This window comes from Parazoarcus sp. PS-13 R2A, from assembly GCF_057621855.1.
In genome coordinates, this window is the sequence record NZ_JBYEXN010000001.1 from 364,681 (window position 1) to 378,609 (window position 13,929).

General features: G+C 64.4%; 12 protein-coding genes. 4 read left to right on the forward strand and 8 right to left on the reverse strand.

All coding sequences use genetic code 11. From position 1 onward, the window contains the following. The first annotated feature begins 6 nt into the window (after positions 1–6). Together argJ and AC22G6_RS01740 are read left to right on the forward strand one after the other, a co-directional pair. Complete coding sequence (gene argJ / locus AC22G6_RS01735) at positions 7–1,245, forward strand: bifunctional glutamate N-acetyltransferase/amino-acid acetyltransferase ArgJ (RefSeq protein ID WP_487365357.1); 1,239 nt, start codon at positions 7–9, stop codon at positions 1,243–1,245. Positions 1,246–1,404: 159 nt separating this feature from the next. After that, the gene (locus AC22G6_RS01740; RefSeq protein ID WP_487365358.1) at positions 1,405–3,390 is read left to right on the forward strand and encodes a potassium transporter Kup; all 1,986 of its coding nucleotides are present in this window, start codon (positions 1,405–1,407) and stop codon (positions 3,388–3,390) included. 43 nt (positions 3,391–3,433) lie between these two features. Here the strand turns inward: AC22G6_RS01740 and AC22G6_RS01745 are convergent, their stop codons facing one another. The 3 genes from AC22G6_RS01745 to apaG form a co-directional block, all read right to left on the reverse strand. Then, positions 3,434–5,116 (reverse strand): ABC1 kinase family protein, encoded by a 1,683-nt coding sequence (locus AC22G6_RS01745; protein ID WP_487365359.1) that lies wholly within the window; start codon positions 5,114–5,116, stop codon positions 3,434–3,436. Next, positions 5,116–5,850, reverse strand: coding sequence for a DUF6781 family protein (locus AC22G6_RS01750; RefSeq protein WP_487365360.1), 735 nt, complete (start codon positions 5,848–5,850; stop codon positions 5,116–5,118). The genes AC22G6_RS01745 and AC22G6_RS01750 overlap by 1 nt, the downstream gene beginning before the upstream one ends. A 172-nt stretch (positions 5,851–6,022) precedes the next feature. Then, entirely contained in the window at positions 6,023–6,406 is a 384-nt protein-coding gene (gene apaG / locus AC22G6_RS01755) for a Co2+/Mg2+ efflux protein ApaG (protein ID WP_108950672.1), read from the reverse strand. Positions 6,407–6,551: 145 nt separating this feature from the next. Between apaG and purB the strand changes: the two genes are divergently transcribed. Both purB and AC22G6_RS01765 read left to right on the forward strand, forming a co-directional pair. After that, entirely contained in the window at positions 6,552–7,919 is a 1,368-nt protein-coding gene (purB, locus tag AC22G6_RS01760) for an adenylosuccinate lyase (protein WP_108950673.1), read from the forward strand. A gap of 94 nt (positions 7,920–8,013) precedes the next feature. Then, positions 8,014–8,331, forward strand: a complete 318-nt coding sequence (locus tag AC22G6_RS01765; RefSeq protein WP_487365361.1) for a DUF2322 family protein — start codon at positions 8,014–8,016, stop codon at positions 8,329–8,331. Between the two features lie 84 nt (positions 8,332–8,415). On the opposite strand, the gene secF is transcribed toward AC22G6_RS01765, so the two are convergent. The 5 genes from secF to queA all read right to left on the reverse strand — a co-directional run bounded on the left by secF (position 8,416) and on the right by queA (position 13,919). After that, entirely contained in the window at positions 8,416–9,348 is a 933-nt protein-coding gene (gene secF, locus AC22G6_RS01770; protein ID WP_487365362.1) for a protein translocase subunit SecF, read from the reverse strand. Positions 9,349–9,371: 23 nt separating this feature from the next. After that, positions 9,372–11,237 carry a protein translocase subunit SecD gene (secD, locus tag AC22G6_RS01775; RefSeq protein ID WP_487365363.1) on the reverse strand — a complete coding sequence of 622 codons (1,866 nt, stop codon included), beginning with the start codon at positions 11,235–11,237 and terminating at the stop codon, positions 9,372–9,374. A 153-nt stretch (positions 11,238–11,390) separates the two neighbouring features. After that, on the reverse strand, positions 11,391–11,714 hold the full coding sequence (yajC, locus tag AC22G6_RS01780) for a preprotein translocase subunit YajC (protein WP_108950677.1): 324 nt from the start codon (positions 11,712–11,714) through the stop codon (positions 11,391–11,393). 68 nt (positions 11,715–11,782) lie between these two features. Beyond that, positions 11,783–12,895: a tRNA guanosine(34) transglycosylase Tgt gene (gene tgt / locus AC22G6_RS01785; RefSeq protein WP_487365364.1), complete on the reverse strand. Its 1,113-nt coding sequence runs from the start codon at positions 12,893–12,895 to the stop codon at positions 11,783–11,785. Continuing rightward, complete coding sequence (gene queA, locus AC22G6_RS01790; protein ID WP_487365365.1) at positions 12,885–13,919, reverse strand: tRNA preQ1(34) S-adenosylmethionine ribosyltransferase-isomerase QueA; 1,035 nt, start codon at positions 13,917–13,919, stop codon at positions 12,885–12,887. The genes tgt and queA overlap by 11 nt, the downstream gene beginning before the upstream one ends. Positions 13,920–13,929 lie beyond the last annotated feature (10 nt).

The following is a 13,929-nucleotide window of genomic DNA, read 5'->3' on the forward strand; positions in this document are numbered from 1 at the left end:
AACACCATGGCTGTAAATCTGACGACTCCGAACCCGGCTGAGCTGAACGCTGTCGCCGGCGTGCGTCTGGGTGTTGCCGAAGCGGGTATCCGCAAGGCCAACCGGCGCGACCTGACCGTGATCGAACTTGCACCGGGCAGCCGTGTTGCAGGCGTGTTCACGCTGAACCGTTTCTGCGCAGCGCCGGTTCAGCTGTGCAAGACGCACCTGCCGCTCGGCGACATTCGTGCATTGGTGATCAACACCGGTGTGGCCAATGCCGGCACCGGCGAGTCGGGCCTGGCCAACGCGCGAACGACGTGCGAAGCGGTGGCGGCGCGGCTGGATATCGGTGCGGAACAGGTGCTCCCGTTTTCGACCGGCGTCATTCTCGAGCCGCTGCCGGTTGACCGCCTGGTGGCCGGTCTGCCGAAGGCCGTGTCGGATCTCCGCGCCAATGGCTGGTTCGACGCTGCGCACGCGATCATGACCACCGATACCCTGGCGAAGGGCGTCTCGAAGCAGGTCGTCGTGGGCGGGCGCACCATCACGCTCACCGGTATCAGCAAGGGCGCGGGCATGATCAGGCCCAACATGGCAACCATGCTCGGTTTTCTCGCCTGCGATGCTGCGATCAGTCAGCCGCTGCTGGAGGCCGTGACGCGCGAAGCGGCGGATCTGTCCTTCAACAGCATCACCATCGATGGTGATACCTCGACCAACGACTCCTTCATCGTGATCGCAACGGGGCAGGCCGGCAACGCAGAGATTACCGACGCGAGCACGGCCGATTACGCCGCACTGCGCGACGCAATCGTCGACGTGTCGATCCGGCTTGCACAGGCCATCGTTCGCGACGGTGAGGGCGCGACCAAGTTCATGAGCATCGTCGTCGAAGGTGGCGCAAGCCGTGACGAGTGCCGCAAGGTAGCTTATGCGGTGGGCCACTCGCCGCTGGTCAAGACCGCGTTCTTTGCGTCCGATCCCAACCTCGGGCGGATTCTAGCTGCGATCGGTTATGCGGGCATCGACGACCTCGATGTCTCCAGGCTTCGCGTCTGGCTCGGCAACACGGCAGAGTCCGTGCTGGTCGCCGAGCACGGTGGCCGGGCTGAGAGCTACGTTGAAGAAGCCGGCACCCGGATCATGAAAGAAGCGGAACTCACCGTGCGCATCGATCTCGCCCGCGGTGATGCGGCTGCCACAGTGTGGACCTGCGATTTCTCCTACGACTACGTAAAGATCAACGCCGACTACCGCAGCTGATTCAGCCCAGCCTGGCAGCACACAAACCGGACACCGCGTCGAGCGCGCTGTCCGGTTTTTTCATGGTTCGCGGGCATGCTGCCCGCGGCGGACGTGAGCGCAGGACTCAGGCACGCAGGTTCGCGCTCGCCGTCGCCTTGGTGCAGAATGTTGCGGTGCATGAAACGCCTGCTGCGGTCCGCACGGGCCGGAGCGGCACGCCTTAGCAGCCTATTGCACAGCGCGCGGAGATCGACGGTGTCGGCACATGATGAGAGTAAGCCTCCTGTAAATGCAGGTCACGGACCCAGAGCGGGCATCGCAGGGCTTGCGGTGTCGGCTATCGGCATCGTTTACGGCGACATCGGCACCAGCCCGCTCTATACGTTGAAGGAAGTGTTCAACGGCGAACACGCCGTGCCGGTGACGCCCGAGAACGTCTACGGCATTCTGTCCCTGGTGTTCTGGGCGCTGATGCTGGTGGTCTCGGCGAAGTACGTGCTTTTCATCATGCGTGCCGACAACGATGGCGAGGGCGGCATCATGGCGCTGACTTCGCTCGCGCTGCGTGCGGTGAAGCCGGGGCGCAAGGCGTGGTGGCTGTCGGTGCTCGGGGTGTTCGGTGCCGCGCTGTTCTACGGCGACGGCATGATCACGCCGGCCATTTCGGTGCTCTCCGCAGTGGAGGGGCTGGAGATCGCGACGCCGGCGTTCCGCCCCTTCGTGCTCCCGATCGCACTCGTCCTGCTGATCGGGCTGTTCATGATGCAGCGCCGCGGAACCGGCAGCGTCGGTGCAATTTTCGGCCCGGTCATGCTGTGCTGGTTTGCGGTGCTGGCCGTGCTCGGCATCAACGGCATTCGTCTGCATCCAGAGATTCTCGGCGCCATCAGTCCGTGGTGGGCGGCGCACTTCTTCGCCACTCAGCCACTGATCGCGTGGCTCGCGCTGGGCGCGGTCGTGCTGGCGATTACCGGTGGTGAGGCCCTGTATGCCGACATGGGGCACTTCGGCCGCCGGCCGATCAAGCTGAGCTGGTTCTTTGTCGTCTTTCCCGCCCTGTACCTGAACTATCTGGGGCAGGGAGCGCTGATTCTCGATCACCCTGACAACGTCCGGAATCCCTTCTTTCTGCTGGTGCCCGATCAGCTGCTGTATCCGATGGTGGCCCTGTCCGCGCTGGCAACGATCATTGCCAGTCAGGCGGTGATCTCGGGGGCGTTCTCGCTCACCCGGCAGGCGATACAGCTCGGCTATGCGCCGCGGATGCTGATGGTGCACACCTCGGAGCGGGAGATCGGCCAGATCTACGTGCCGGGCATCAACTGGATGCTGCTGGGCGCGGTGATCGCCCTCGTGGTGGGTTTCCGCTCGTCGAGCGCGCTGGCGTCCGCCTACGGGATCGCCGTGACGCTGACGATGCTGATCGACACCATCCTCGCCTTCGTCGTCGTGCGCGCCCTGTGGCGATGGAACGTCGCGACCTCGCTCGCCTTCATTGGCGTATTCATCACGGTCGACATCGCCTTCTTTTCCGCCACCGCGGTCAAGATCGTCGCCGGTGGATGGTTTCCGCTGCTGATTGGCGCGCTGATCTTCGTCGTGCTCAGAACCTGGAAACGCGGTCGCGCCGTGCTCGAGGAGCGCTCACGTGCGGACACGATGCGTCTCGAGATCTTCATTCCGTCCCTGTTCAACGACCCGCCGCCCAGGGTGCCAGGGACGGCCGTGTTTCTGACGCACTGGCTCGAGAGTGTGCCGCGAACCCTGCTGCACAACCTCTATCACAACAAGGTTCTGCACGAGCGGGTGGTGCTGCTGAAGGTGGAAACCGCAGACACGCCATGGGTGCCCGACGAGCGGCGCCTGGAGGTGGAGCAACTGGACTACGGCTTCTGGCGCGTGCTGGTGCGCTACGGCTTCAAGGAGGAGCCGGACATTCCGGCGGCGCTGGCGCTGAGTGCTCAGCACGGGCTCGAATTCGATCTGATGAGCACCTCGTTTTTCCTCGGGCACGAGAAACTCGTATCGCGCGCAAGTTCGGGCATGGCCGGATGGCGGGAGAAGCTGTTCATCGTGCTGTTTCGCAATGCCGGCAGTGCGGCCGACTATTTCGGCATTCCGCCCAACCGGGTGGTGGAGCTGGGGGCGCAGGTCGAGTTCTGAGCATGCTGCGGTGGGGGGGCGGTCGGACTGCGACGACGAGGCCTCAGTGTCGGCCACCGCTGCGCCAGATCGAGATCAGGACCCACAGACCGCCCAGCACGGCCGCGCCGAAGCCGAGCCAGCCAAACGAGATGCCGCCGGGCAGGGCGGCATCGTTATCGACCGTCAGGATGATGGCCGAGCCGATGATCAGTGCCGCGGTCACGATGCTCAGTGCCAGACGGCTGATTGCCCGATCCAGCCGTTCACCGAACTGCTTGAGCGGAACGACCTCGACCTGAACCTTCAGCCGGCCGGTGCGCGATGCCCGCAGCAGTTGGCGCAGGTCCTGAGGAAGTCCGGCAATCAGGTCAAGGGCGCCGTTGAGCGTGCGCCAGCCGCGCCTGGCCAGCGCGAGCGGTGCGGCGTGAGCGATCAGGACCTTCTCCAGAAACGGGGTGGCCTCGCCCGCCATATCGAACTCGGGGTCGAGCTGGCGACCGAGGCCTTCGAGGGTGATGAAGGTCTTCACCAGCAGCGCGAGATCGGGGGGCAGGGCCAGTCCGTGATCGCGCAGGATCGTGATCAGGTCGGAAAGCATGGCGCTGAAATCGAGCGCCTTCAGCGGGACGCCATGGTACTGATCGACAAAGGCGTCGATCTCGTCCATCAGCGGCGCGCTGTCGCCCTCCATGCCGCCACTCCAGTCGATCAGGATGTCCGCAACGGCCGCCGCTTCGTGGCGAACGAGGCCGTGCAGCAGGCGCGCGACCTGGTAACGGCGCTCTTCGGTGAGCCTGCCAACCATGCCGAAGTCGATGAAGGCGATGCGGTTGCCCGGCAGGTAGAACAGATTGCCCGGGTGCGGATCGGCGTGGAAGAAACCGTCTTCCAGGATCATCTGCAGCACCGCATTGGCTCCGCGGCAGGCGAGCAGCTTGCGATCGAGACCGGTGGCATCAACGGCGGCGAGGTTGCGCCCGGGAATGCCCTCGATGCAGTCCTGCACATTGACCCGTTCGCTGGTCCATTGCCAGTGGATGCGCGGCAGCACGATTTCCGGACGGTCTGCGAAACGGGCGGCGATGCGCTCCGCGCTGCGGCCCTCGGCGGAAAAATCCATCTCGCGACGCAGGGACCGGGTGAACTGGCGTATGACCTCGCGTGGACGGTAACGCCGCAGATCGGGGGCGTCGGCTTCGACAATCTCGGCGAGGCGGGCCAGCAGGCGCAGATCGGCTTCCACGACCGGACGGATGCCCGGACGGCGCACCTTGAGCACCACCGGCGTGCCGTCCGCGAGCCAGGCTCGATGCACCTGGGCCAGGGAGGCGGCGGCCAGCGGGGAGGTTTCAAGTCGCGGGAAGATGTTCTCGGGTGCCTCGCCGAAGGCTTCCGTCAGTTGCGCGTGGATGTCGGCATAGGGCAGGGCGGGGGCGGCGTCCTGCAGCTTGCTGAACTCGGTCGTCCACTCAGCCGAAAACAGGTCGACGCGGGTGGCGAGGATCTGGCCGAGCTTGACGAAGGTCGGGCCAAGATCCTCGAGCGCTCGACGCACCCTGGCGGGCGGTTCGAGCTGGGCGAGTTCATCCGGGGCGCGCCAGTGCAATACCTTGCCCGCGCGCTCAAGTGCGCCGGCCATGCCGATGCGGCGCACCAGATCGCCGAAGCCGTAGCGAATCAGGACACTTGCAATGTCATGCAGGCGGCCAAGGTCGCGAACGGCGCTGACGGCCTCCGACCACATCAGCGGGGCTGGTCGGGTGGCGTGGGCTTGCTGCTATCGTCCGTCTGCGGATGCAGGCGGTCGGCGATGCCGCGGATCAGGCCGGCAGCGAGGCCGGCGAGAACCGCGGCTTCGTTGCGCACGATACGCGCACCGTCTTCGACCTGGCCACGTGCGGTGTCGGCCAGGCTCTGAGTGAGCTCGGACAGTGCGCTCCGGATGCGCCCGCCCACCGCCGTGCCGCTGCTGCGCGCGTGGTCGTTCAGGTCCTGCAGGGTCGCCCGCGCAATGCCGCTGGCGTTATGTGCCGCATTGCCGAGGGTTTCGATGAACAGGGTTTCAAGCGCGGAGAGTTCGTCGCGAGTCTGCTTGAGCACCTGATGCGAAAACGCTTCGCCGCGCTTTCCTGCCTCCTGCAGCGCAAGCTGGGTGGCCTCCGCTGCGGATGCCAGTGCCTCGTCAAGGCCGGTCATCGCCTGCCTGAGTGCCTGTGCCTCGTCTCCGCCACGGTTGGCCGCGCCTTGCTGGGCGCCCTTTACCACCGCATCCAGCACGCCACGAATCGCATCACCGTTCAGATGGCCGTCGGCGAGGGCCTGAAGGGTGATGGCGCGGACGCGTTCGGAAATTTCCTCGGGGGAGCCCCCGGTGGCATTGCGGGTCTCGCGCTCGATCTCGTCGACTGCCGGTCCCGCGGCTGGCGCGCCTCCGCTTGCATGCGAAGCACTGCCGGTCATAGACGTCTGCTTGCTCATGGTGACGACTCCTTTGCTGGGCGCCCGGCTCTGCAAAGCGGACGCTTCCGCGTGCACTCCGGTGCCTTGCTGCGATCCGCTGGTGGCCGGCGACAACGCGCCGAAAGCCTTCCATGCGTCGACACCATTGTACTGAGCATCGTGCCCGGCGGCACAGTCTGCACCTTTCGAATCAGTGCAGTACGCGCGGCATTGCCAGCATGAAGGGCGGGATCTCGGCTTCGAAGCGATGGCCGTCGGTCGCTTCCATCTGGTAGCTGCCGTGCATGGTGCCCACGGCCGTTTCGAGCACCGAGCCGCTGGAATAGCGGAACACTTCGCCCGGTTCGAGCAGCGGCTGCTCGCCGATCACGCCCTGACCATGAACCTCCTGAACCTTGCCGGTGCCGTCGGTGATGATCCAGTGGCGGCTGACCAGCCGTGCTGGCACGGTGCCGGTGTTGCGAATGGTGATGTGATAGGCGAAAACGAAGTGGTCCTCGTCGGGATTGGACTGTGCCGGAATGAATTCGGCGACAGCTTCGACGGCGATGCGATAGGCGTCTGAAGTGCTCACGCGCGTGATTCTCCTGGAATGACCATCGGTTAAGGTGGCGCAGGCGCCACGGGTTGCCGGTGGATGGTGTTGGCTTTCTTGTCCCGAAAGCGGGCCAAGACGGGGGTCAGAGCGGTAAAATAACATTTTGTCCGGAAAATCTGTCATGTCCGTTTCTGCCCTTACTGCCCTGTCCCCGCTCGATGGCCGTTATCACGGCAAGGTTGGGGGCTTGCGCGACCATTTTTCCGAACACGGCCTGATCCGCAATCGGGTAAGGGTGGAGGTGGAGTGGCTCAAGGCCCTTGCGGCCGACGCCGGCCTCGCGGAGATCGCGCCGTTCTCTGCCGCAACCGTTGCTGAACTCGATGCCGTCGTGGCGGGCTTCTCCCCGGACGACAGCGAGGCGGTGAAGGCCATCGAGGCCACCACCAATCACGACGTCAAGGCCATGGAGTACTGGCTCAAGAAGCGCCTCGGCCATAACGCCGAGGTGATGAAGGTGTCGGAGTTCATCCACTTTGCCTGCACCTCGGAAGACATCAACAACACTTCTCACGCGCTGATGCTCAAGGCCGGTCGCGACGAGGTGCTGCTGCCGGCAGTGGACAAGGTGATCGCCCGTTTCCGCGAGCTTGCACATCAGCTCGCCGATCTGCCGATGCTGTCGCGCACCCATGGTCAGCCGGCGAGCCCGACGACGCTGGGCAAGGAGATGGCCAACATCGCAGCGCGCCTGATGCGGGCGCGCGCGCAGATCGCAGCGGTGTCGCTGACCGCCAAGTTCAACGGTGCGGTGGGCAACTACAATGCCCACCTCTCGGCCTGGCCCGAGTTCGACTGGGAGGGCTTCAACCGCCGCTTCATCGAGTCGCTGGGGCTGGAGTTCAACCCCTACACCATCCAGATCGAGCCGCATGACGCGATGGCCGAGCTGTATGACGCCACCGGCCGCATGAACACCATCCTGATCGACGCCTGCCGCGACATCTGGATGTATATCTCGCTGGGTTACTTCAAGCAGCGTCTGAAGGACGGCGAAGTGGGTTCGTCGACCATGCCGCACAAGGTCAATCCGATCGATTTCGAGAACGCAGAGGGCAACCTCGGCATCGCCAACGCGGTGCTGCGTCACTTCTCGGAGAAGCTTCCGGTGTCGCGCATGCAGCGTGACCTGACCGACTCGACCGTGCTGCGCAACATGGGTGTGGGCTTTGGTCATACGGTGCTGGCAATCGACAGCGCGCTGCGCGGTCTGGGCAAGCTCGAAGCCGAACCGGCCCGTCTGGCGGCCGACCTCGACGACTGCTGGGAAGTGCTCGCCGAGCCGGTGCAGACCGTCATGCGCCGCTTTGCCATCGAGAACCCTTACGAACAGCTCAAGGCCATGACGCGCGGCAAGGGCATCACCCGTGAGGCGCTGCAGTCCTTCATCGCCACGCTGGCGATTCCGCAGAGCGAGCGTGACCGTCTGCTGGCGATGACGCCGGCGAGCTACATCGGCAAGGCCGCAGAACTGGCCCGCGCCATCTGAGCGTTGCCGAAGTGCCGAGGGCGTGAGCCCTGGCACGATAAGACATTCAACGCCACCCCCGGGTGGCGTTTTCCATCAAACAGGGAGTGTGAACATGGCGTTTGCCGATAACCTCAAGCAGTTGCCCAAGGTGTCCCACCTGGCGGCAATCAATCTGATTGACGCTGCGGGCGCAGTCGTGGGAACGATCGAGAACAAGCCCGGCCAGGGCGGCTCGCTGGCGGTGTACAACCATCTGGCGCAGATTCATGGCGCGATCAGCCCCGAAGCCGCCGCAAAGGGGCTGGAGCTGTATGCCGAGCATACCGAGGATGCGCGCCAGAACCCCGGCAAGCACCCGAACATCGACCGCCTGATCGGTCTGATCGAGCGCGGCGAGACGCTGCGGGTGAAGCAGGTGTTTGCCGTTTGATGCAAGGCAGTCCGGCGCTGCCGGGCAGGGTGGCATGAAAAAGGGCGCCAATCGGCGCCCTTGTCATGTGTGCTGCAGGAAGCGTCAGACGACGGCTTCTTCCTTTTCCTTCTTCGGCTTGATGAACTGCTCGCGCGACACGCCGAGCCACATCACCAGCGGGCTGGCGACCAGCACCGACGAGTAGATGCCGAACAGGATGCCGATGGTCAGCGCGAGGGCGAAGTAGTACAGCGTTTCGCCGCCGAAGATCAGCATGGCCAGGACCATCATCTGCGTGCTGCCGTGGGTGATCACGGTACGCGAGATGGTGCTGGTGATGGCGTGGTTGAGCACGTCGGGCGTGGTCATGCTGCGCTTCTTCTTGAAGGTCTCGCGCACACGGTCGAACACCACGACGGATTCGTTCACCGAGTAGCCCAGCACCGCGAGCACGGCCGCCAGCACCGGCAGCGAGAACTCCCACTGGAAGAAGGCGAAGAAGCCGAGAATGATGATCACGTCGTGCAGGTTGGCGACGATGGCCGACACCGCGAAGCGCCATTCAAAACGGGCGGCAAGGTAGAGCATGATGCCGATGATCACCAGCAGCAGCGCCATCGCGCCATCGGTGGCGAGCTCCTTGCCGACCTGGGGGCCGACGAACTCGACCCGGCGCAGTTCAGCCTTGGGGCCGTCGATGGTTGCCAGCGTGCTCATGACCCGCTCCGACACCCGGTTGGTATCGAGGTCTTCGCGGTTCGGCAGGCGGATCAGCACATCGCTCGCGCTGCCGAAGTTCTGTACCTGGGCATCCGGGTAGCCTTCGGTGCCAAGCGCCTGACGGATGGGCTCGAGCTGCGCCGCTTCGGTGTAGCTGACCTCGATCAGCGTACCGCCGGTGAACTCGACCGACAGATGCAGGCCGCGGGTGGCGAGAAAGAACACGGCCAGCACGAAGGTGATCAACGAGATGATGTTGAACAACAGCGCATGGCGCATGAAGGGGATGTCTTTCTTGATGCGGAAAAATTCCATGATTGCTTGTCCTTGTCTTCCGCTCAGTTATTGCCCGGCTTCCAGACCTGGCCGATTGCCAGCTTTTCCACCTTGCGCTGACGACCGTAGATCAGGTTGATCATCATCCGCGACACCAGTACCGCGCTGAACATCGAGGTCAGGATGCCCAGGCAATGCACCACGGCGAAGCCGCGCACCGGTCCCGAACCGAATACCAGCAGCGCAATGCCTGCGATCAGGGTAGTGATGTTGGAGTCGAGAATGGTGTCGAAGGCGCGGTCGTAGCCGGCTGCGATGGCCGCCTGCGGGCTTGAGCCGTTCCGCAGTTCTTCGCGGATGCGCTCGTTGATCAGCACGTTGGCGTCGATGGCCATGCCCAGGGTGAGCGCCATGGCGGCAATACCCGGCAGGGTCAGCGTGGCCTGCAGCAGCGACAGCAAGGCCACCAGCAGCAGCAGGTTGGCTGCCAGTGCGATGGTCGAGACCACACCGAAAAGCGCGTAATAGGCGCACATGAACACGGCGATGGCGAGGAAGCCCCACAGCGTCGAGTTGAAGCCCTTGGCGATGTTCTCGGCGCCGAGGCTGGGGCCGACGGTGCGCTCCTCGATGATCTCCATCGGTGCTGCGAGCGAGCCGGCACGCAGCAGCAGGGCAACGTCGTTGGCTTCGGCGGTGGTCATGCGGCCGGAAATCTGTACCCGGCCACCACCGATTTCGCTGCGGATGACCGGTGCGGTCACCACTTCGCCCTTGCCCTTCTCGATCAGCAGGATGGCCATGCGCTTGCCGATGCTTTCACGGGTGACATCGCGGAAGATCCGGGCGCCGGCTGCATCCAGGGTGAGGTGCACAGCCGCTTCGTTGGTCTGGCCGTCGAAGCCGGGCTGGGCGTCGGTGAGGCGGTCGCCGGTCAGCACTACCTGCTTCTTCACCAGCAGGGGCAAGCCGCCACGCTCGGTGTAGAGCTCGGTGCCGAAGGGCACCTTGCCGGCAATGGCGTCCTCTACCGCGCCGGGGGTGTCATCGACCATGCGCACCTCGAGGGTGGCGGTACGGCCGAGGATGTCCTTGGCCTTGGCCACGTCCTGCACGCCAGGCAGCTGGACAACGATGCGCTCTGCACCCTGCTGCTGGATCACCGGCTCGGCGACGCCCAGTTCGTTGATCCGGTTGTGCAGCGTGGTGATGTTCTGCTTGATCGCGAAGTCGCGCATGGTCTGCTGTGCCTGCGCCGTCAGCGTGGCCACCAGCTTGAGGTCATCGCTGCCGTCGTCGCGGTCGGACAGCTGGAGGTCGGTCGTGCTGTCCTGGATGGCGTTGCGGCCGGCGTCGCGCTGCGCGCTGTCGCGGAAGCGGATGTGAATCGTGTTGCCTTCGCGGGTGATGCCGGCATGGCGCACGTTCTTGTCGCGCATCAGGGTACGCAGGTCGCCAGTGGTGGAGTCGAGGCGCTTGGTGAGTGCCCCCGGCATGTCCACCTGAAGCAGGAAGTGCACGCCGCCGCGCAGGTCGAGGCCCAGATACATCGGCAAGGCGTGAATCGAGGTCAGCCAGGCCGGCGAGGCCGACAGCAGGTTGAGCGCGACGACGTAGGACGGGTCCTGCGGATCGGGGTTGAAGGCGCGCTCGATGGCGTCCTTGGCGCGCAACTGGATGTCGGTGCTGGCAAAGCGGGCGCGGACGCCGGAGACATCCGAGAAAATTCCGTTGTGCTCGATGCCGGCGCTGCGCAGCACCTCGGCAACGCGGTCGGTGACGGAAGCGGGATCAAGCTTGAGCGTGGCCTTTCCGCTCGACACCTGAACCGCGGGCACCTCGCCGTAGAAGTTCGGCAATGTGTAGATCAGGCCCCATAGCAGGACGAGCCCGATGAGGATGTTCTTCCAGAGTGGATAGCGATTCATTGTGGAGGGCAGTGCTTTGAGGATGAGGCTGTACGGGAAGCGGGCCGGTCATGCACCCGCCTTCCGGACAACGTAAAAGGCATCCCCTGCGCCTCGGCAGCGCGGGAGTGTCGGTACGGAGGCGGCAGAGCGCCACCTCCGTTCAGGCAATGCTCAGAGTGCCTTCAGCGTGCCCTTGGGCAGCACCGTGGCGACGGCATTCTTCTGCACGGCGACAACGGTGTTGGGCGCGACCTCGACCTGCACGAAGCTGTCGTTCACTTCGGTGACGCGGCCAGCGATACCGCCGCCGGTGACGACTTCATCACCCTTGCCCAGCGCTTCAACCATGGCCTTGTGTTCCTTGGCCTTCTTCATCTGCGGCCGAATCATCAGGAACCACAGCACCACGAACATCAGGATCAGCGGCAGCATGCCCATCAGGCCACCGGTAGGATCGGCGCCTGCGGCCTGTGCGTATGCGTTGGAAATCAGCACGTTGTTACTCCAAAGTTGGCAAAAAGCGTTGAATTATAGCAGCGAAGCATGCGCTGCCTTGGTGGGGATCAGACGGTGCCTGTATTGCGATCGCGCTGGAAGCGCTCGACAAACGCAGCGAAGCCATCGACCGCAATGGCGTCGCGGAGTTCGGCGGTGAGTGTCTGGTAATAGCGCAGATTGTGAATCGTGTTGAGCATGCTGCCCAGAATCTCCCCGGTACGGTGCAGATGGTGAAGATAAGCCCTGCTGAAGTTCTGGCAGGTGTAGCAGTCGCAAGTGGGGTCGAGTGGCCGGGTATCAAGCTTATGCGTGGCATTCTTGATCTTGATGTCGCCAAAACGGGTGAATAGCCAGCCGTTGCGGGCATTGCGGGTCGGCATCACGCAGTCGAACATGTCGATGCCGGCCGCCACGCCTTCCACGATGTCTTCCGGCGTGCCCACGCCCATCAGGTAGCGCGGTTTGCCCACGGGCAGGCGCGGTGCGGTATGGGCGAGGATGCGGCGCATGTCCTCCTTGGGTTCACCCACCGACAGGCCGCCAATGGCAAAGCCGTGGAAGCCGATTTCATCCAGCGCGGCCAGCGATTCGTCGCGCAGGTCTTCGTACATCCCGCCCTGGACGATGCCGAACAGTGCGTTGGTGTTTTCCAGGCGGTCGAATTCGTCGCGCGAGCGCTGCGCCCAGCGCTGCGACATGCGCATCGATTTGGCGGCTTCATCGCGGGTGGCAGGGTAGGGCGTGCACTCGTCGAAGATCATCACCACGTCCGAGTTCAGCGTGTGCTGAATCTGCATGGAGATCTCGGGCGTGAGGAAGAGCTTGGCACCGTCGATCGGGCTGGCAAACTTCACGCCTTCTTCGGTGATCTTGCGCAGGGCGCCGAGACTGAAGACCTGGAAACCGCCGGAGTCGGTGAGGATCGGTTTGTCCCAGCCCATGAAGCCATGCAGGCCGCCGTGTGCCGCAATGACATCGAGCCCCGGGCGCAGCCACAGGTGGAAAGTGTTGCCGAGGCAGATCTGGGCGCCGATGTCCGCGAGCATCGTCGGCGTCATGGCCTTGACCGTGCCATAGGTGCCGACCGGCATGAATACCGGGGTTTCGACCACGCCGTGAGCCAGGGTCAGGCGGCCGCGGCGGGCGCTGCCGCTGGTGGTGAGGAGTTCAAACTGCATGGTCGTTCCGGGTCAGAAGCATGGCGTCGCCGTAGCTGAAAAAGCGATAGCGCTGGGCGATTGCGTGGCGATAGGCCTGCCGCATGGTGTCCATGCCGGCAAAGGCGGAGACCAGCATCAGCAGGGTTGATTTGGGCAGGTGAAAGTTGGTGACGAGGGCGTCCACCACGCGAAAGCGGAAGCCGGGCAGGATGAAGATCTCGGTCTCGCCGCTGCCTGCTGCGAGCGGGCCTTCCTGCGCAGCGGCTTCAAGCGCGCGCATGCTGGTGGTGCCGACTGCGATCACCCGCCCGCCGGCGGCGCGGGTGGCGGCGATCGCGTCTACGGTTTCCTGCGGAATCACGTAGCGCTCGCAGTGCATGCGGTGTTCGCCGAGGTCGTCCACCCTGACCGGCTGAAAGGTGCCTGCACCCACGTGCAACGTCAGCCAGGCGCACTTGGCACCGCGCTCGGTGACACGCTTGAGCACGGACTCGTCGAAGTGGAGGCCAGCTGTAGGCGCCGCCACCGAGCCCGGCGAGCGTGCATACACCGTTTGATAGCGGCTCTCGTCGGCGTCGCCAGCAGCACGTTGAATATAGGGCGGAAGCGGCAGCTTGCCGTGGCGTTCGAGCAACTGGACGAGGTCTTCATCGTCCGGGAAGCGGAGGTGGAAGAATTCGCCCACGCGCCCGAGCACGGTCACGTCGAACGCATCTGCCAGCCGCAGGGTGCTGCCCGGTTTGGGAGACTTGGATGCGCGGATCTGCGCAAGCGCTTCGTGCGGGCCCACCGGGCGCTCGATCAGCACCTCGATCTGGCCGCCCGAGGCCTTGGTGCCGTGCAGGCGCGCATGCAGCACACGGGTGTCATTGAACACCAGCAGGTCGCCGGGACGAATGTAGTCGGGGAGGTCCGAAAACTGCCGGTCATCGAGCGTATCACCCACAATCAGCAGGCGGCTGGCGCTGCGCTCGGCAAGCGGTGCCTGCGCAATCAGCTCGGGTGGAAGCTCGTAGTCAAAATCGTTGAGGGTCAGAGGCATCAAATAACAG

What these genes read in the sequence shown, in the direction of transcription:
- argJ (WP_487365357.1), top strand. Translation starts at nt 7, where the DNA reads ATGGCTGTAAATCTGACGACTCCGAACCCGGCTGAGCTGAACGCTGTC.
- AC22G6_RS01740 (WP_487365358.1), top strand. Translation starts at nt 1,405, where the DNA reads ATGAAACGCCTGCTGCGGTCCGCACGGGCCGGAGCGGCACGCCTTAGC.
- AC22G6_RS01745 (WP_487365359.1), bottom strand. Translation starts at nt 5,116, where the DNA reads ATGTGGTCGGAGGCCGTCAGCGCCGTTCGCGACCTTGGCCGCCTGCAT.
- AC22G6_RS01750 (WP_487365360.1), bottom strand. Translation starts at nt 5,850, where the DNA reads ATGAGCAAGCAGACGTCTATGACCGGCAGTGCTTCGCATGCAAGCGGA.
- purB (WP_108950673.1), top strand. Translation starts at nt 6,552, where the DNA reads ATGTCCGTTTCTGCCCTTACTGCCCTGTCCCCGCTCGATGGCCGTTAT.
- AC22G6_RS01765 (WP_487365361.1), top strand. Translation starts at nt 8,014, where the DNA reads ATGGCGTTTGCCGATAACCTCAAGCAGTTGCCCAAGGTGTCCCACCTG.
- secF (WP_487365362.1), bottom strand. Translation starts at nt 9,348, where the DNA reads ATGGAATTTTTCCGCATCAAGAAAGACATCCCCTTCATGCGCCATGCG.
- secD (WP_487365363.1), bottom strand. Translation starts at nt 11,237, where the DNA reads ATGAATCGCTATCCACTCTGGAAGAACATCCTCATCGGGCTCGTCCTG.
- tgt (WP_487365364.1), bottom strand. Translation starts at nt 12,895, where the DNA reads ATGCAGTTTGAACTCCTCACCACCAGCGGCAGCGCCCGCCGCGGCCGC.
- queA (WP_487365365.1), bottom strand. Translation starts at nt 13,919, where the DNA reads ATGCCTCTGACCCTCAACGATTTTGACTACGAGCTTCCACCCGAGCTG.